Annotated in this window: 14 protein-coding genes and 1 pseudogene; 10 read left to right on the forward strand and 5 right to left on the reverse strand. The window is 73.4% G+C overall.

Translation table 11 applies throughout. The features are described 5' to 3' along the window. Nucleotides 1–38: 38 nt before the first annotated feature. The 3 genes from pheA (at nt 39) to IE182_RS03345 (ending at nt 3,662) form a co-directional block, all read left to right on the forward strand. Nucleotides 39–986 carry a prephenate dehydratase gene (pheA, locus tag IE182_RS03335; protein ID WP_190108094.1) on the forward strand — a complete coding sequence of 316 codons (948 nt, stop codon included), beginning with the start codon at nt 39–41 and terminating at the stop codon, nt 984–986. Nucleotides 987–1,548: 562 nt separating this feature from the next. Continuing rightward, a complete protein-coding gene (serS, locus tag IE182_RS03340) occupies nt 1,549–2,826 on the forward strand; it encodes a serine--tRNA ligase (protein WP_190108095.1) in 1,278 nt (425 codons plus the stop codon). After that, on the forward strand, nt 2,823–3,662 hold the full coding sequence (locus tag IE182_RS03345; protein ID WP_190108096.1) for an HAD family hydrolase: 840 nt from the start codon (nt 2,823–2,825) through the stop codon (nt 3,660–3,662). The genes serS and IE182_RS03345 overlap by 4 nt, the downstream gene beginning before the upstream one ends. On the opposite strand, the gene IE182_RS03350 is transcribed toward IE182_RS03345, so the two are convergent. Then, entirely contained in the window at nt 3,601–4,329 is a 729-nt protein-coding gene (locus tag IE182_RS03350; RefSeq protein ID WP_229844544.1) for a rhomboid-like protein, read from the reverse strand. The genes IE182_RS03345 and IE182_RS03350 overlap by 62 nt on opposite strands. A 117-nt stretch (nt 4,330–4,446) precedes the next feature. On the opposite strand from IE182_RS03350, the gene IE182_RS03355 reads away from it, so the two are divergent. From IE182_RS03355 to IE182_RS03365, 3 genes are all read left to right on the forward strand, one after another. After that, entirely contained in the window at nt 4,447–5,157 is a 711-nt protein-coding gene (locus tag IE182_RS03355) for a FadR/GntR family transcriptional regulator (RefSeq protein WP_190108097.1), read from the forward strand. A gap of 57 nt (nt 5,158–5,214) precedes the next feature. Further along, nucleotides 5,215–6,537 (forward strand): CynX/NimT family MFS transporter, encoded by a 1,323-nt coding sequence (locus IE182_RS03360; protein ID WP_190108098.1) that lies wholly within the window; start codon nt 5,215–5,217, stop codon nt 6,535–6,537. Nucleotides 6,538–6,602: 65 nt separating this feature from the next. Continuing rightward, nucleotides 6,603–7,538, forward strand: coding sequence for an aminoglycoside phosphotransferase family protein (locus IE182_RS03365; protein ID WP_190108099.1), 936 nt, complete (start codon nt 6,603–6,605; stop codon nt 7,536–7,538). A gap of 21 nt (nt 7,539–7,559) precedes the next feature. Here the strand turns inward: IE182_RS03365 and IE182_RS03370 are convergent, their stop codons facing one another. From IE182_RS03370 to IE182_RS03385, 4 genes are read right to left on the reverse strand one after another with little or no spacing between them, the layout of a single operon-like run. Beyond that, the gene (locus IE182_RS03370; protein ID WP_190108100.1) at nt 7,560–8,279 is read right to left on the reverse strand and encodes an ABC transporter permease; all 720 of its coding nucleotides are present in this window, start codon (nt 8,277–8,279) and stop codon (nt 7,560–7,562) included. A gap of 18 nt (nt 8,280–8,297) precedes the next feature. Then, nucleotides 8,298–9,209: an ABC transporter ATP-binding protein gene (locus IE182_RS03375; protein ID WP_190108101.1), complete on the reverse strand. Its 912-nt coding sequence runs from the start codon at nt 9,207–9,209 to the stop codon at nt 8,298–8,300. A 49-nt stretch (nt 9,210–9,258) separates the two neighbouring features. Continuing rightward, a complete protein-coding gene (locus IE182_RS03380) occupies nt 9,259–10,179 on the reverse strand; it encodes an ABC transporter permease (protein WP_190108102.1) in 921 nt (306 codons plus the stop codon). Next, nucleotides 10,169–11,275: an ABC transporter ATP-binding protein gene (locus IE182_RS03385; RefSeq protein WP_229844545.1), complete on the reverse strand. Its 1,107-nt coding sequence runs from the start codon at nt 11,273–11,275 to the stop codon at nt 10,169–10,171. The genes IE182_RS03380 and IE182_RS03385 overlap by 11 nt, the downstream gene beginning before the upstream one ends. 268 nt (nt 11,276–11,543) lie before the next feature. Between IE182_RS03385 and IE182_RS03390 the strand changes: the two genes are divergently transcribed. The 4 genes and pseudogenes from IE182_RS03390 to IE182_RS03405 all read left to right on the forward strand — a co-directional run. Continuing rightward, the gene (locus IE182_RS03390; protein WP_190108103.1) at nt 11,544–12,383 is read left to right on the forward strand and encodes a M24 family metallopeptidase; all 840 of its coding nucleotides are present in this window, start codon (nt 11,544–11,546) and stop codon (nt 12,381–12,383) included. Beyond that, nucleotides 12,380–14,167: an SDR family oxidoreductase gene (locus IE182_RS03395; RefSeq protein WP_190108104.1), complete on the forward strand. Its 1,788-nt coding sequence runs from the start codon at nt 12,380–12,382 to the stop codon at nt 14,165–14,167. The genes IE182_RS03390 and IE182_RS03395 overlap by 4 nt, the downstream gene beginning before the upstream one ends. Before the next feature lie 26 nt (nt 14,168–14,193). Next, nucleotides 14,194–15,102 carry a metal-dependent hydrolase gene (locus tag IE182_RS03400; protein ID WP_190108105.1) on the forward strand — a complete coding sequence of 303 codons (909 nt, stop codon included), beginning with the start codon at nt 14,194–14,196 and terminating at the stop codon, nt 15,100–15,102. Nucleotides 15,103–15,217: 115 nt separating this feature from the next. Beyond that, nucleotides 15,218–15,979, forward strand: a pseudogene (locus IE182_RS03405) (MerR family transcriptional regulator); the annotation flags it as partial. Nucleotides 15,980–17,267: the final 1,288 nt, after the last annotated feature.

Here is a 17,267-nt window from a genome sequence, read left to right on the forward strand (position 1 = left end):
TGGCAGCTCCACCAGATGATCGCTCGGAGGGACATCGCGTGAGGTCGGCAACGCGCTACACCTACCTCGGCCCGGAGGGCACGTTCACCGAGGCCGCCCTTCGCACCCTCCCGGAGGCGGCCACCCGCGAGCTCGTCCCCATGGTCTCCGTGCCCGCCGCGCTCGACGCGGTGCGGGGCGGCGAGGCCGCGGCCGCGCTCGTGCCGATCGAGAACTCCGTCGAGGGCGGCGTCACCGCGACGCTCGACGAGCTGGCCACGGGCGAGCCGTTGATGATCTACCGCGAGGTGCTGCTTCCGATCGCGTTCGCGCTGCTCGTGCGGCCCGGCACGCGGCTGGAGGACGTCAAGACGGTCACCGGGCACCCGGTCGCCCAGCCGCAGGTGCGCAACTGGCTGGCGGCCCACCTGCCGGACGCGGTGTGGGAGTCGTCGGCGTCGAACGCGGACGGGGCGCGACTGGTGCGCGAGGGCCGCTACGACGCCGCGTTCGCGGGCGAGTTCGCGGCGGCCACGTACGGGCTGCAGCCGCTGGTCACCGAGATCCACGACGCGGAGAACGCGGAGACCCGCTTCGTCCTGGTCGGCCGTCCGGCGCGGCCGGCGGCGCGGACGGGCGCGGACCGCACGTCCCTGGTGATGTGGCAGCGGGACGACCACCCGGGCGCGCTGCTGGGGTACCTGCAGGAGTTCGCCGTGCGGGGCGTGAACCTCATGCGGATCGAATCGCGGCCGACGGGTCAGGGAATGGGCCGCTACTGCTTCTCGGTCGACTGCGAGGGGCACATCAGCGACCGCCGGGTGGCCGAAGCGCTGATGGGGCTGAAGCGGACGTGCGCGGAAGTGCGGTTCCTGGGGTCGTATCCGCGTGCGGGTGTTGCCCCGGACATCCGAACGAATGCCTCCGTGGTGCAGCCGGGGACCTCGGACGGTGATTTCGTGGCGGCCGCGGAGTGGCTGGCGCGCTGCCAGGACGGCCGGACCTGAGCTTTTCCCACAGAGTTATCCACAGGCACCCCCGAAGCTGGGGATAAGTCGACACGGCGAGGTACCGAGAAGCGCGGCGAAACGGTCAAGGTCGACAAATCGCTGCAGTCGGTCGCTCCGGCCATCCACAGCCCCGCTGCGGCGGGCACCCACCCTTGCGTCTACCGAAAAGCCTCGAACAACCCCTTAGGGGGAGAGAAACCCACCCCAAAGAGTGTCCGGACGATGTTTGGCCGGAGAAACTCTGACGAATGACAGAAGAGGCGGAAGGCGAGATTCCGGCATCCACAGTTTTCGCGCACACCCTGTGGACAAAGAACCGGAGGGATCACTTCCTGTGGACAACGGGCATCCTCAACTCCCGTCCTCCACAAGGCCGCTCGCCGTTCGACACGGCCCCTTTGCGCCCCCTGTGCCCCTCCTTTTCCGGTTTTCCAGAAATCCCTGCGGGCGCCCGCAGGGAGGGATCACGGGCTTTTCCCTTCACCCCAGAGTGGGGCAAACCGGAAGGAAAAGGAATATCGCGTCGAGCGATCGCAGTGCACGACGGTAGCCTGGAGGGGTGATTGACCTTCGCCTGCTCCGTGAGGACCCCGACCGTGTGCGCGCCTCCCAGCGCGCCCGTGGAGAGGACGTCGACGTCGTCGACGCACTGCTCTCCGCCGACGAGCGGCGCAGGTCGTCCAGCGTCCGCTTCGACGAACTCCGCTCCGAGCAGAAGGCGCTCGGCAAGCTCATCCCCAAGGCCGCCGGCGACGAGAAGGCCGCGCTGCTGAAGAAGGCCGGCGAGCTCTCCGCCGCCGTCAAGGCCGCCGACGCCGAGCAGGACGAGGCCGCCGAGGAGGCCCAGCGCCTGCTGCTGCAGATCGGCAACCTCGTCCACCCGGACGTGCCGCGCGGCGGCGAGGACGACTTCGTCGTCCTGGAGACCGTCGGCACCCGCCGCGACTTCGCCGCCGAGGGCTTCGAGCCCAAGGACCACCTGGAGCTCGGCCAGGCGCTCGGCGCCATCGACGTCGAGCGCGGCGCCAAGGTCTCCGGCTCGCGCTTCTACTACCTGACGGGCATCGGCGCGCTGCTGGAGCTCGCCCTCGTCAACGCCGCCATCGCCCAGGCCACCGCCGCCGGCTTCACGCCGATGCTCACCCCCGCGCTGGTCAAGCCGCGCGCCATGGAGGGCACCGGCTTCCTCGGCCAGGCCGCGCAGGACGTCTACCACCTCGACAACGACGACCTCTACCTCGTCGGCACGTCCGAGGTCCCCCTCGCCGCGTACCACATGGACGAGATCATCGAGGCGGACCAGCTGCCGCTGCGCTACGCCGGCTTCTCCCCGTGCTTCCGCCGCGAGGCCGGTACGTACGGCAAGGACACCCGCGGCATCTTCCGCGTCCACCAGTTCGACAAGGTCGAGATGTTCTCGTACGTCGCGCCGGAGGAGGCCGACGCCGAGCACGCGCGCCTGCTGGAGTGGGAGAAGCAGTGGCTGACCAGCCTTGAGCTGCCCTTCCAGGTCATCGACACGGCCACCGGCGACCTGGGCGCCTCGGCCTCGCGCAAGTTCGACTGCGAGGCGTGGATCCCCACCCAGGGCAAGTACCGCGAGCTGACCTCCACGTCCAACTGCAACGAGTTCCAGGCCCGCCGCCTGTCCGTCCGCATGCGCGACGGCAAGAACGTCAAGCCGCTGGCGACGCTCAACGGCACGCTGTGCGCCGTGCCCCGCACGATCGTGGCACTGCTGGAGAACCACCAGCAGGCCGACGGCTCCGTGCGCGTGCCCGAGGCGCTCCGCCCGTACCTGGGCGGCCGCGAGCTGCTGGAGCCCCTCGCCAAGTGAGTGACGACGCCGCAGACGGATCCGCTCCGCTGCCGTACCGGCTGATCGCGACCGATCTCGACGGCACGCTGCTGCGCTCCGACGACACCGTCTCGGAGCGCACCCGCGCCGCCCTGCAGCTGGCCACGGCGGCGGGGGCGGCGCACATCGTCGTCACCGGCCGGACCGTCGCCTGGACCCGGCACATCCTGGACGCCCTGGACTACCGCGGCCTCGCCGTCTGCGGTCAGGGCGCGCAGGTCTACCACGCGGGCGAGCACCGGCTGCTGACGTCGGTGACGCTGGACCGGCAGCTGGCCGGACTGGCGCTCGCCAAGATCGAGGCCGAGACCGGCCCGCTGTACCTGGCCGCCAGCCGGGACGGCATGGACGGCGACGTCCTGGTCGGCCCGGGCTACCACGTCCAGGAGGGACCGCTGCCCGCCGTCCCGATCACGGACGCGGAAGAGATCTGGTCGGCCCCCCTGAACAAGCTCTACATCCAGCACCCGTCGCTCGACGACGACGCCCTGGCCGAGGTCGCGCGCGCGGTCGCGGGCGGCCTGGTGGGCGTCACGATGGCGGGCCCGGGCATAGTCGAGCTGCTGCCGCTGGGCCTGAGCAAGGCCACCGGTCTGTCGCTCGCGGCGCGTCGGCTGGGCGTCAGGGCGGCCGGGACGATCGCCTTCGGCGACATGCCCAACGACGTTCCCATGTTCGGCTGGGCCGGGCACGGCGTCGCGATGGCCAACGCGCACGCGGAGCTGAAGGCCGTGGCGGACGAGGTGACGGCCTCTAACGACGAGGACGGCATCGCGGTCGTCCTGGAGCGTCTCTTCCGCCCAGCCGCCGTCTGACGGCCTCGGGCACGGCCGCGGGCACCGCGCGCCGGGCCCGCCGGCCGTCCCACTCCGGCCGGCCGCGCGTCAGCGGCCGGCACGCCAGGCCCAGGGCCAGCGCGATCGCGTGCCCGACGTCGGTGTACGTGCCGCCGGTCAGCAGCGGCACGGCGAAGAACAGCACCGTCCCCGCCAGGTAGCACCAGCGCCAGGGCCGCGGCACGCGGTAGGTGAGGACGCCGGCGGAGCCGGCGAGCCCGTACGAGACCCCTATGTCGACCACGTGCTTCATCGAGCGCGGCGCCGAGTGGCTCTGGATGGCCAGCAGCAGCACCTCCTGGCTGATCAGCGTCGCCGCGATGTGCGCGGCCGCCACCGTGGCCAGCCAGCGCAGCGTGCCGATCCAGCGCTCCACGTTGGCGTGGAAGAGCTCGAAGAGCACGGCGTAGAGCAGGAACGAGGACGGGTCCGCGATCCAGAAGCCGCTGATGAGCAGTGACTGCATCGGGTGCTTGTTGAGCTCGTGGATGTTGCTGCTGGTGCGGTGCAGCAGGAAGCTCTCCAGGCCCTCGCTGGCGGAGGCGATGACGAGGCTGGTGATCCCGATGATCAGCAGCCAGATGTGAGTGCCGGGCGAGGAACGGACCCAGGAGCGGGTCCGCAGACGTATCGCGTCGACTGTCACCCTTCGACGGTAGCCCGGGGCCGGGACGGCAGCCCGGGGAACGGCGGAGCCCAGTTGTAGGACAACCAGTTGTAGGATGACTGGGCAACCGGTTGAATCAGTATCGTCGGAGGACGCATGGCACTGCGAGCTGCGGGACGCCAGTCCCTCGTGGACACCGTCGTGGAACAGCTGCGCACCCAGGTCGCCGCGGGCGAGTGGGGCGTCGGCGAGCGCATCCCGACCGAGCACGCGCTCGCCGAGCAGCTGCAGGTGGGACGCAACACCGTCCGCGAGGCCGTCCGCGTGCTCGTGCACGCCGGGATGCTGCGTTCCCGGCAGGGCGAGGGCACCTTCGTGGTCTCCACGGCCGACCCCGGCGAGATCATGCGCGGTCTGCAGCGCGCCGGAGTGCGCGATGTCCTGGAGCTGCGCATCGCGCTGGAGGCGGAGGCCGCCCGGCTGGCGGCGCTCCGGCACGAGCCCGCCGACCTGGAGCGGATGCGGGCCGCGCTGGACGCGCAGAGGGCGTTCGAGGACGCCGAGGGCCAGCCGGACTCCGGGAACCTGGAGCTGTACGCCGATCACGACGTCGAGTTCCACCGGGCCGTCGTGGAGGCCGCGCACAACACCGCGCTGACGGCCACCTACGCCTGGTTCTCCAGCTCCGTCCGCGAGGCGCTGGTCACTGCGCTCGGCGACCGCGACATGCCCCGCATCATCCACGGCGACCACCACGCGCTCATGGACGCGATCGCCTCCGGTGACCCGGAGGCGGCCGGCCGGGCCGCCCGGGTGCTGCTGGAGCGCCCCAAGCAGGCCGTCGAGTCGCTGCTCGCCGAGCGCTGACCGACCCGGGCCACACCGGAGCGACCACCTCACCGCACCCCCTTTGGAGAGCACCCCATGCCGGAAACGAGGCCGGACACACCCCTCATAGCCGCCGAGCCCCTCGGGGGCGCCGGGCCGCTCGTGCACGCCGAGCCGCTCGTGGACGCCGGGGAGAGCCCGGCGTCCGCCCCCGCGGGCGCCGCCGGGCGCCGCGCGCCGCGCGCGCACCCCGCCCTGGTGATGCTCGGCATCGTCCTCGCCTCGCTCAACATGCGGGCCGCGCTCGCCGGCGTCTCGCCCCTCATGGGCGAGATCGGCGACCACTTCCACCTGGCGGCCGCCGCGAGCAGCCTGGTGACGACCATTCCGCTGGTCTTCATGGGTCTCGGCTCGATCGTCGCGCCCCGGCTCGCCCGGCGCTGGGGGACGGAGGCCGTGCTGTGCGGCGCGCTCGTCCTGCTGGCCGCCGGCATCCTGCTGCGCGTCGCTCCCCCGGTCGTGGCCCTCTTCGTCGGCTGCGCGCTCGTCGGGACCGCGATCGCCCTGCTCAACGTCCTGATGCCCGGCCTGGTGAAGCGGGACTTCCCGGACCGTGCCGCGAGCATGACGGCGCTGTACTCCACCACCTTGATCCTCGGCGCCACGGGCGCGGCGGCCACGTCCGTCCCGCTGGAGAACGCCCTCGGCGGCTGGCAGGGCTCCCTGGCCTCCTGGGCGCTGCTGGCGGCCGTGGCGGCGCTCGTGTGGCTCCCGCAGGCCGCCCTCGCGCGGCGCGGCACCGGGCACGGGACGGCGGCCGCGACGCCGCACCGGTCCGCCGAGGCGGGCACGTCCCTCACGCGGTCCCCGCTGGCCTGGCAGGTCACGTTGCTGATGGGCACCCAGTCGCTCATCGCCTACGTGTGCATCGCCTGGATGCCGACGGTCTTCACCGACCACGGCATGAGCAAGAGCCAGGCCGGCATGGTCTACGCGTTCTACACGCTGGTGCAGATGGCCGGTTCGTTCGTCGTGCCGATGCTCGCCGGGCGCATGAGCGACCAACGGCCGCTGGCCGTCGCCGTGGTCGCCCTCATGGCGGCCGGCGTCACGGGTCTGCTGGTCGCACCCGTGGCGGGCGCCTGGGTCTGGGCGACGCTCATGGGCGTGGCCCAGGGCGGCCTGCTCGGCCTCGCGCTGACGCTGATGGTGCTGCGCACCCGCGACGCCCACACGGCGGCCCGGCTGTCGGGCATGGCACAGACCTGGGGGTATCTCCTCGCCTCCGTCGGCCCGTTCGCGATCGGTGCGGTGCACCAGGCGACCGGCGACTGGACGTTGCCCATCGCCCTGCTGCTGGTCGCCTGCACGGCGCTGCTCTTCCTGGGGCTGGGCGCCGGGCGCAATCGCAAGATCTGACGCGTTGGAAGGGGTTTGGAAGGGGTGAGGCCGGTACACCCCGTGCCGCAGGAGGAGCCCGCCCCATGCAGAGCACATCCCGGATCACGATCCCGGCCGGTCTCGTCGACAACCACGCCACCATGCCGGAGGGCGAGGGCGGCCCGGAGTGGATCGCCGGTCTGCCGGAGCTGGCCGCTCACTTCCTCGACCGGTGGGGACTGCGGGTCGACGGGCCCGGCGCGCACGGCGCGGTGGCGCTCGTCCTGCCCGTGCTGCGCGAGGACTCCTCGCCGGCCGCGCTGAAGCTGCAGCCGGTCACCGACGAGAGCACGGGCGAGCCGCACGCGCTGCGCGTGTGGGGCGGCGCGGGGGCGGTCGGTCTCCTCGACGAGGACGCGGAGACCGGCACGATGCTGCTGGAGCGGCTGGACGCCGGCCGCTCGCTGGCGGGCGTCCCGGACGCCGAGGCGGCGCTGCTGGCCCTCAGCGAGCTGCTGGGACGTCTGCAGCAGGCCCCGCCGCCGGCCGGGATGCGCCGGCTGGCGGACGTGGCGTCGGCGATGCTCGCCGAGGTGCCGGACGCGCTGCCGCGGCTGGGCGATCCCGGGGAGCGCCGGCTGCTGGCCTCGTGCGCGGCGGCCGTGGAGGACGTCGTGGGCGAGGCCGGCGACCGGCTGCTGCACTGGGACCTGCACTACGAGAACGTGCTGGCGCCGCTGCCGGCTGCCGGCCGTGAGCCGTGGCTGGCGATCGACCCCAAACCGCTGGTCGGCGACCCCGCGTTCGACCTGCTGCCGGCGGTCGGCGACCGCTGGGACGACGTCGTGGCGACGGGCGACGTGGCGCGGGCGGTGCGGCGCCGGTTCGACCTGATGACCGAGGTCCTCGGCCTGGACCGGCCGCGGGCGGTGTGCTGGACGCTGGGCCGGGTCCTGCAGAACTGCCTGTGGGACATCGCGGACGGAAAGCCCGCGCTGCAGCCGGAACAGACGGCGATCGCGCGGGCCCTCCTCTCCTAAGCGGTGTGCGACGGGTGGGTGCTACTCCTCGCCGGCGAGCGTCAGCGCGCGGAGCCTGCGGGCCGCGAACCAGGTGGCGGCCACGGTGGCGGCGGTCAGGAGCGTGAGCCCCAGCGGCAGGCTCACGTCCGCCGTGACCGCCCCCGCCCCGGCGGTCTTCTCGGCCAGGGCCAGGGACCACTGCTGCACGCTCAGCGTCCGCGCGCCGGGGATGAGGCTGCCGAACAGCGACTCCCACACCAGGGCGTAGACGAGCCCGGCGACGACCGCGTGGCGCGTGACCGTGCCCAGCAGCAGGAAGATCGCGCTGTAGGCGACCGAGGCCACCGTGGCGGCCAGGGCGTAGGCCACGGCGATCTGCTGGCTGTTGCCGTTGAGCAGGAAGCCCGCGATGAGGGTGGGCACCGCCGAGAAGGCGACGGTGACGCCGATGGCGACGACGAGCTTGGTGAGGATGATCGTGGGGCGCTTGACGGGCTTGGCCAGGAGATAGACCACCGAGCCGTCGTCGATCTCCGGGCCGATCGCGCCCGTACCGGCGATGACGCCGATCAGCGGCACCATCGTGGCGAGGGCGAAGCCCCCGAGGACGCTCGTGGCCGTGTTGTCGTCGGCTCCGGTCAGCATGCGGACGGCGGCCGAGAGCACGAGCAGCAGGGCCGGCAGCACGAAGAGGATGAGGGCCCGGCGGCGGCCGAGGAGGCCCCGGTAGGTCAGCCGGGCGACAGTGGGGTTGTACATGGGCTGTTACCGCTCCCTTCAGGCCGCGACGAGGTAGGAGAAGACCGATTCCAGGGACTCGTCCGAGGGCGAGACCGTCAGGAGCCGGATGCCGTGCGCGCGGGCGACGCGCGGCAGGAGTTCGGTGAAGCGGCCGAAGTCGACGGCCTGGATGCGCAGGACGCCTTCCTGGACGTCCACTTCGATGCCGGAGGTCGAGGGGTCGGAGATCAGCGCGGCGGCGAGCGCGCGGTCGTCGCTGGACCGTACGGCGTAGCGGTGCGGGCGGTCCGTCATCAGGCGGCGGATCTTGCGGAAGTCGCCGGAGGCGGCGTGCCGTCCGGCGACGACGACCTCGATGTGGGCGGCCAGTTGCTCGACCTCCTCCAGGATGTGGGAGGAGAAGAGCACGGTGCGGCCGTCGGCGCCCATGGCCCGCAGCAGGTCCATCAGCTGCATGCGCTGGCGCGGGTCCATGCCGTTGAACGGCTCGTCCAGCAGGAGCACGGACGGCTCGTGGACGAGGGCGGACGCCATCTTCACGCGCTGCCGCATGCCCTTGCTGTACGTGTCGATCCGGCGGTCCTGCGCGTACTCCATCTCCACCGTGGCGAGCGCCCGTTGGGCCTCGCGGTCGCCGAGGCCGTGCAGCTCGGCGTTGGCCCGGACGAACTCCCGGCCGGTGAGGAAGTCGTACATCGCCTCGCGCTCGGGGACGATGCCGATGTGGCGGTAGATCTGCTCGTTGCGCCAGATGGTCTGGCCGTCGAGGGTCACCGTGCCGGCGGAGGGGGCGAGGAAGCCGCCCATCATGTTGATGAGCGTGGACTTGCCGGCGCCGTTGGGGCCGAGCAGGCCGGTGACGCCGGGCCCCACCGTCATGGAGACGTCGTTGACGGCGACCACGTTGCCGAACCAGCGGGAGACGTTGTCGATGCAAATAGTGCTCATCGGCGCAGCCCATTCCTTGAGGGGTGGTGGTCGGGTGACGGGAGGGCGGTCACAGCCCGGCCTTTCGGTAGCGGCGCATCAGCAGCCCGTAGGAGCCGGCGATCAGGGCGAGGGCGACGAGGAGGTAGACCGCGCCGGTGGCGGCACCGGGGCCGTGGCCGCCGGGGAAGGAGGTGGTGGCCGACAGGAACGCCGTCTGCACGCCGTCGATCAAGGTGATCGGCGAGAAGAGGCCCAGCCACTCGATGGCCGTGGTGTTGTCGCTGTGGAGCGCGATGTTCTGGATGGTGCTGACCGCGCCGTAGGGGATCGTCAGCACGGCGATGACGGCGGCGACGCCGAAGCCGCGGCGCGGGGTGAGCGCGGCGACGACCAGGCCGATGCCGGCGAAGAGGAGGGAGAGCAGGGTCACCGAGACCAGCCCCTGGGCGAAGCCCTCGGTCTGCTCGGAGAAGTCCATCTTGGCGAGCAGCGCGCCGACGTAGAGGATCAGCAGCGGCGTGGCGGTGAGGACGAACAGGGCCGAGGCCATGGCCGCGAACTTGGCCACCACGTAGTCGACCCGCTCGATCGGGCGGGAGAAGTACAGCGGCACGGTCTTGAACCGCAGGTCGCGGGAGACCGACTGCGGCGCCTGGGCGGCGACGTAGAGGCCGATGACCAGCTGCAGCCAGAGGGCGTAGCGGGTGTAGTCCACGGGCAGCTTGTTGAGCTTCGTGCTGACGGCGACCGCCACGACGATCGCGGCCGGCAGGCACATCACGCCGAAGAGGATCATCGGCAGCACCTTGGACTTCGCCGACCGGCCCAGGCCGTAGGCGCCGCGCAGGCTCTGGGAGTACAGCGAGCGGCGGGCGTAGGCACGGCCCAGGCGGGGGCCGTCGTACGTGCGGTAGCCGATGTTGTGGATGACGTCCTGGGCGGGCTGCGGCCGGCCGGGCGCCGCCGGGGTCCTGGTCTCAGGCGGCATCGGACGTGCCTCCGTTCTGCTGCTCGTGGCGGGGGCCGGGCGTCTTGCTCCATCCGGCGCCCCAGGCGGTCTGGGGGGCGGGCTCGCCGCCGCGCCCGTCGGCGTCGTGCCCGTCACCGCGCCCGTCGTCGTCGCGGAAGACCTCGGCGATGCGGTGCCGGCGCTGCTCCATGCGGACCAGGCCGAGGCCGAGGTCGGCGACGGCGTCGCGGACGACGTCGTACGTCCCCTCGTCGACCAGGTCGACCAGGAGCACGTGGCCGGAGGCGGGCGAGCCGTCGGCCGCCCGGCCCGCGGGCCGGCTCACCAGGCCCGCGCCGGTGAGGGCGGCCAGCAGGGCCGCCGTGCCGTCCGGGTGGGAGTCGGAGTCGGTGACCTCCACCGCGAGGGAGCCCGTGACCTGGGTGAACTCGTCGGTGGAGGAGGAACGCAGCAGCTTGCCGCCGTCGATGACGACGACGTGGTCGCAGGTGCGTTCCAGCTCGCCGAGCAGGTGCGAGGTGACCAGCACCGAGATGCCGAAGTCGGTGTGCACGCGCCGGATCAGGCCCAGCATCTCGTCCCGGCCGACCGGGTCGAGGCCGTTGGTCGGCTCGTCCAGCAGCACCAGCTGGGGGTCGTGGACGAGGGCCTGCGCCAGCTTGACCCGCTGCTTCATGCCCGTGGAGTAGCCGCCCATGGGACGGTACCGCTCCTCGTACAGGCCCACGTGCCGCAGCGTGTCGGCGGTCCGCTCGCGGGCGGCCGTGGGCGGCAGGCCGGACATCCGCGCCATGTGGACGACGAACTCCGTCGCCGACACGTCGGGTGGCAGGCAGTCGTGCTCCGGCATGTACCCGACCCGCTCGCGGATCTCGGCGCCCCGGGTGGCCACGTCGAGGCCGAGGACCTCGGCGCGGCCCTCGGTGGCCGGGGAGAGCCCGAGCAGGATTTTGATCAGCGTCGACTTGCCGGCTCCGTTCGCCCCCACCAGCCCGGTCACTCCCGGAGTGATGTCGACGGAGAGCCGGTCGAGGGCGGTCACCCGGGGGAACCGCTTGCTGAGGCTTTCGGTGGCGATCACAGTCACGTAGTCGACGGTAGTGGCGTGGGCCACAGCAGTCGTCAGACCAGATGCCGGTTTGTGCGTAGTCCTCGGGTCTGATGCGCCCGTAAGGGCCGACCCCTGCGACGGGTGGGGGCGGGGGCGCCGGAGGTTTTCCACAGGCGTGCCGGGACCCTTGACGCAGCCTGCGGTCATTGTCACATTCGTTGGTGTCAACTTACGGGCGTCACGGCCGGTTTGGCGTGCGTCGGCGGGTGCGGGTGCGGGTGCGGGTGCGGGTGCGGGTGCGGGTGCGGCTTCGGACGGGTCGGAGGGCGGCATGGCGGGGCGGTTCGACGAGGAGCTGCGCGGTTTCCGGGAGGTGCAGCGCCTGGCGTACGCGTGCACGGAGGCGGTGGCCGCGCAGCTCCGGCCGGGGGTGACCGAGCGGGCGGCGGCCCGCATGCAGCGGGAGTGGCTGCGCGAGCGCGGGGTGCAGGACTGGTTCCACCTGCCGTTCGCGTGGTTCGGCGACCGCACGGCCTTCGCGGGGTTCCGGGTGCCGCTGCAGTTCTTCCCCACCGGGCGCCGGCTGGAGCCGGGGATGCCGTTCATCCTGGACCTGGCGCCGGTGCACCGCGGCTTCACCGCCGACGTCGGCTACGCCGGCTGCCTGGGCCCCAGCCCGCTGCACGAGCGGATGGTCGCCGACCTGGGCGCCCACCGCGACCTGGTGCTGCGCGAGGTGCGCGAGCGCCGGCCGCTGCGGGAGATCTACGAGGACGTGGACCGGCTCATGGTCCGCCAGGGCTACGCCAACCGGCACCGCGCCTATCCCTTCGGAGTGATAGCGCACAAGGTGGGCCGGGTCCGTGAGCGCCCCTGGGCCCCCCGCCTGTTCGGGTTCGGGGTGCAGTCCCTGAAGGGGCTGGCGGCGGACGCCCTGCACGGCCACCGCGAGGGCTGGTCGCCGCTGTGGAGCCCGTACCGCTTCTCCGACCATCCGCCCCGGCCCGGGCTGTGGGCGGTCGAGCCGCACCTGGGCTTCCGCGGCACGGGCGTGAAGTTCGAGGAGCTCCTGGTGGTCACCGACTCACGGGACCCGCAGGAGAGCGCGTTCTGGCTGGACGACGACCTGCCGCACGTGCGGCGCCGACAGGAAGAGAGGGCGGTCGCATGAGCGGGCAGGGCAGGGGGATCGACGGCGCGCGCGAGCGCCGGGTGCGGTCGGACGGGATCGAGCTGTGCGTCGTCGAGCTCGGCGACGCCGCGGACCCCACGGTGGTGCTGGTGCACGGCTATCCGGACAGCAAGGAGGTCTGGTACGACGTCGCCCGGCGGCTGCGCGACCGCTTCCACGTGGTGCTGTACGACGTGCGCGGCCACGGCGGATCCACGGCTCCCGTGCCGCTGCGCGGCGGGTTCACGCTGGAGAAGCTCACGGACGACTTCCTGGCGGTCGCCGACGCGGTGAGCCCCGACGCCCCGGTGCACCTGGTCGGTCACGACTGGGGCTCGGTGCAGGGCTGGGAGTTCGTCACCGTGCCCCGCACCGAGGGCCGGGTGGCCTCCTTCACCTCGGTGTCCGGCCCCTCCCTGGACCACTTCGGGCACTGGATCAAGGACCGCATGGCCCGGCCCACCCCGCGCCGGGTGGCCCAGCTCCTCGGGCAGGGGGCCCGGTCCTGGTACGTGGGTGCCCTGCACGTGCCCGCGCTGCCCGAGGCGGCGTGGCGCGGGCCGTTGGGCAAGCGGTGGCCGCGGATGCTGGAGCGCGCGGAGCGGCTGCCGTCCGGCGGCCACCCGGCCGGCTCCCTGGCGGACGACGCCGCGCACGGCGCCTGGCTGTACCGCGACAACGTGCGGGCGCGGCTGCGCCACCCGCGCACCGACGCCTACGCCCATGTGCCCGTCCAGCTGGTGACCCCGACCGGGGACGCGTTCCTCTCCGAGCGGCTCTACGACGACCTCGGGCGGTGGGCGCCGCGGCTGGTGCGCCGCACGCTGGCCGCCAAGCACTGGGTGCCGCGCACCCGCCCCGACCAGATGGCCTCCTGGATCGCCGAGTTCGTCACCGCCCAGGAGACGGCCCGGCAGTCCGGTGCCCCCGCCCGGCCGCCGGCGGGCACGGGCCCGTACGCCCGGCACTTCGGCGGCCGGCTGGTGCTGGTGACGGGCGCGGCGAGCGGCATCGGGCGGGCCACCGCGTTCGCCTTCGCCGAGGCCGGGGCCCGGGTCGTCGCCGTCGACCGGGACGCCGCGGGCGCGGCCCGTACGGCGGAGCTGGCCCGGCTGACCGGGGCGCAGGAAGCCTGGGCCGAGTGCTGCGACGTCTCGGACGAGCAGGCGATGGAGAAGCTGGCCGCCAAGGTCGCCGCCGAGTACGGCGTGGTGGACGTGCTGGTCAACAACGCCGGCATCGGTCTGGGCGGCACGTTCATGGACACCACGGCCGAGGAGTGGCGCGCCGTTCTCGACGTCAACCTGTGGGGCGTCATCCACGGCTGCCGGGCCTTCGGCCGGCAGATGGCGGAGCGCGGTCAGGGCGGCCACATCGTCAACACCGCGTCGGCGGCCGCCTTCCAGCCGTCGAAGTCGCTGACCGCCTACAGCACGTCCAAGGCGGCGGTGCTGATGCTGACCGAGTGCCTGCGCGCCGAGCTGGCGGGCAAGGGCATCGGAGTCAGCGCGATCTGCCCGGGCATCGTCAACACCGGCATCGTCGCCGCCACCCGCTTCGCGGGCCTGTCCGAGGAGGAACAGCGCCGCCACCGGGAGAAGGTGGGCCGGGCGTACGCGAGGCGCAACTACCCACCGGAGAAGGTCGCCGAGTCCGTCCTGCGCGCCGTGATCCACGACCGGGCCGTCCTGCCGGTGGCCCCCGAGGCGCACGTCCTGCGCTTCGTCTCCCGCTTCGCGCCCCGGCTCGGGCGCGCCATCGCGCGGATCGACCCCCCGCTGTAGAGGAGACCCACGATGGGAGACCCACGATGAGAGACGGCCACCCCTACCGCATAGCCCCGCGACGGGTGTCGTTCGACTGGCGCGGCACCCCGATGCACTGGATCCCCGACGAGCCCACCGCCACCCACGTCATCAACGTGCTGCACCTGCTGCTCCCGGCCGGCGAGCGGTGGTTCGTCAAGGTCTTCAAGGAGGCCCTGCCGCTGGTGCACGACGAAGCGCTGCTCAAGGACGTCAAGGGCTTCATGGGCCAGGAGGCCACCCACAGCGTGCAGCACGCCCACGTCCTGGACCACCTCGCCGGGCAGGGCCTGGACACCGGCCCGTACACCCGGCAGGTGGACTTCCTCTTCGACGTCCTGCTGGGCGAGAAGCCCCCGTTCGGCCTGCCCGTCCCGGAGCGGGAGTGGCTCCGCTTCCGCCTCTCGGTGATCGCCGCGGTCGAGCAGTTCACGGCCGTGCTGGGCGACTGGGTGCTGCACGCCGAGGCCCTCGACCGCGCCGGCTCCGACCCGGTGATGCTCGACCTGCTGCGCTGGCACGGTGCCGAGGAGGTCGAGCACCGCTCGGTGGCCTTCGACATGTACGAGCACTGCGGCGGCGAGGACCCCGCGCGCTACGCCCGCCGCCTGCTGGGCATGGCGATCACCGCTCCGGTGCTGCTGTACCTGTGGTCCTGGGGCAGCGCCTACCTGTTGCGGCACGACCCGCAGCCGGCGGGCCGCTCGCGCTACTCCCTGCGGGAGCACAACCGCGCGGTGGCGAAGGGGTTGTTGCCGACCTGGGGGCAGCTGGGCTCGGCCGTTCCGCGCTACCTGCGGCGGTCCTACCATCCCTCCCAGGAGGGTTCGCTGCGCAAGGCCGTCGCGTATCTGGCGAGCTCGCCGGCGGCCCGGGCCGCGGCGGGCGCGATCGGCCGCGCGGCCGCCTCCTGAGCCGGTGAGGAGCACCGCCTTGTCCGAAGCCGACCGGGCCGAATCCGGCCCGCCCGAAGCCGGCCGCCCATCCAACGCCGATCCGCCCGAAGCCGGCCGCCCGTCGGAAGCCGACCTGGCCCCGGCCGCCGGCCGTCTGCCGCCGGCCGAGTACCGCATCGAGGACCTGGCTCACCGCAGCGGTGCCACGGTCCGCACGATCCGCGCCTACCAGGACCGCGGGCTGCTGCCCCGGCCCGAGCGGCGCGGCCGCGCCAACGTCTACGGGGACGCCCATCTGGCCCGCCTCCGCCAGGTCTCCGGCCTCCTCGACCGGGGCTACACCCTGGCCAGCATCAAGGAGTTGCTGGACGCCTGGGACACCGGCCGCGGGCTCGGCGGGGTGCTGGGGCTGGCGGTCGAGGTGGACGGGCCGTGGACGGACGAGGAGCCCGGCCGGATCACTCGCGCCGAGCTGGACGCGCGCTTCGGCGGCGAGCGGAACGACCGGGCCGTGGAGGAGGCGGTGGAGCTGGGCGTCCTGGTGCGGCTGCCGTCCTCGCCCGACGCGTTCCTGGTGCCCAGCCCGCAGGAGCTGGCCGTAGCCGCCGAGCTCCACGCCGCCGGGGTCCCCCTGACCGCCATCTCCGGACACCTGCGCGAGCTGCGCACCCAGGTCGAGCACATCGCCGGCCGCTTCCTCGACTTCACCGCCGAGCACGTCTTCCATCCGTACCTCGGCCATCCCCCCACCGACGAGGAGGCAGCACAGGCCGCCGCCCTGGTGCGGCGACTACGGCCGCTCGCCCAGCAGACCGTCGACGCCGAACTCGCCCGCGCCATGCACACCCTGGCCACACGCCACCTGCGCGACCACCTCACCCAGCCACTACCGGCCGCTGCGGCCGGAGGCCCTGGGGTGGGCGGCAGCGGCGGTCTTGGCGTGGGCCCCAGCGGCGGTCCCGACGCACGTCCCGGCGGCGGCCCCGGCGACGGCCCCAGCGGCAGTCCCGACGCCCATCCCGGCGACGGCCCCGGCGAAGGCCCTGCCGCCGGCTGCGACGACTGCACCGGTGGCGGTACCAATGCGGACCCCGGCGCGGGCCCTGATGACGGCCCTGACCGGGAACCCGACGTGGGCCTTTTTGACGGCCCCGACGCGGAACCCAGCATGGGCCCCGCCGACGGCCCCGGCGCGGAACCCAGCATGGTCCCTGCTGACGGCCCTGACGCGGAACCCGACGCCGGCCCTGACGACTGCCCGGGCGAGAGTCCTGCCACCGGCGGCACCGACGACCGGCCCCACGAGGGTCCCGGCGGCGGCCCCGTCCTGGGCTCTACCGACGCCCCCGACGCAGACGCCATCGCGGGTCCCTTCGCTGCCCCCGGCGGCTTCCCCGGTACCGGGCCGGGCGCCGCCACGGGCCCGTCTGCGGCCGCCGCCGAGGAGGTGCGCCTGCCCGCAGCGGCCGTCCGGGCCGTCCGGGAGCTGGTCGGCCCGGAGAACGTGGCGGCGTTCATCGCGGCCGCCGCCGAGCGCGAGGTCCGCGCCCGCGTGATGGACGGCCTCCTCCCGCCCGGTGAGCCGTAGGCCGCCGGGGCCTCCGGCCGGCGCAGCGACCGGCATCGACCGGCATCGACCGGGCAGCAGCCAGCAGGCCATCGGAGCCCTCCCGGCCGCCGCACACCCGCACGTCCGCCGCAGCGGCCCTGCAGCAGCCGGCAGGCCGCAGCGAGCCTCCCGACCGGCGTGCGGCCGCCCGACCGACGCCGCGTCCAGCAACGACCGGCAGGACGCCGCAGGCCACCGCCGCCCTACGACCGCCGCACCTCCGCACGGCCGACGCAGCGACCGGCATCGACCGGCAGCAGCCGGCGGGCCATCGGAGCCCTCCCGGCCGCCGCACGCCCGCACGTCCGCCGCAGCGGCCCTGCAGCAGCCGGCAGGCCGCAGCAGGCCTCCCGGCCGGCGTGCAGCCGCCCGACCGACGCCGCGTCCAGCAACGACCGGCAGGACGCCGCAGGCCACCGCCGCCCTACAGCCGCCGCACCTCCGCACGGCCGACGCGGTGTCCAACAGCGACCGGCACCAGTCGGCAGGCCGCCGGGGCCAACCAGCCGCTGCCCGGTCGCCCGGTCGCCGCTGCGGCCGCCGCAAGCGGCCTGCGGCAGACCGCAGGCAACGC

The sequence above is a fragment of the Streptomyces cinnamoneus genome (assembly GCF_014650495.1).
Lineage (GTDB): Bacteria > Actinomycetota > Actinomycetes > Streptomycetales > Streptomycetaceae > Streptomyces > Streptomyces cinnamoneus.

What these genes read in the sequence shown, in the direction of transcription:
- IE182_RS03355 (WP_190108097.1), top strand. Translation starts at nt 4,447, where the DNA reads ATGGCACTGCGAGCTGCGGGACGCCAGTCCCTCGTGGACACCGTCGTG.
- IE182_RS03360 (WP_190108098.1), top strand. Translation starts at nt 5,215, where the DNA reads ATGCCGGAAACGAGGCCGGACACACCCCTCATAGCCGCCGAGCCCCTC.
- IE182_RS03365 (WP_190108099.1), top strand. Translation starts at nt 6,603, where the DNA reads ATGCAGAGCACATCCCGGATCACGATCCCGGCCGGTCTCGTCGACAAC.
- IE182_RS03370 (WP_190108100.1), bottom strand. Translation starts at nt 8,279, where the DNA reads ATGTACAACCCCACTGTCGCCCGGCTGACCTACCGGGGCCTCCTCGGC.
- IE182_RS03375 (WP_190108101.1), bottom strand. Translation starts at nt 9,209, where the DNA reads ATGAGCACTATTTGCATCGACAACGTCTCCCGCTGGTTCGGCAACGTG.
- IE182_RS03380 (WP_190108102.1), bottom strand. Translation starts at nt 10,179, where the DNA reads ATGCCGCCTGAGACCAGGACCCCGGCGGCGCCCGGCCGGCCGCAGCCC.
- IE182_RS03390 (WP_190108103.1), top strand. Translation starts at nt 11,544, where the DNA reads ATGGCGGGGCGGTTCGACGAGGAGCTGCGCGGTTTCCGGGAGGTGCAG.
- IE182_RS03395 (WP_190108104.1), top strand. Translation starts at nt 12,380, where the DNA reads ATGAGCGGGCAGGGCAGGGGGATCGACGGCGCGCGCGAGCGCCGGGTG.
- IE182_RS03400 (WP_190108105.1), top strand. Translation starts at nt 14,194, where the DNA reads ATGAGAGACGGCCACCCCTACCGCATAGCCCCGCGACGGGTGTCGTTC.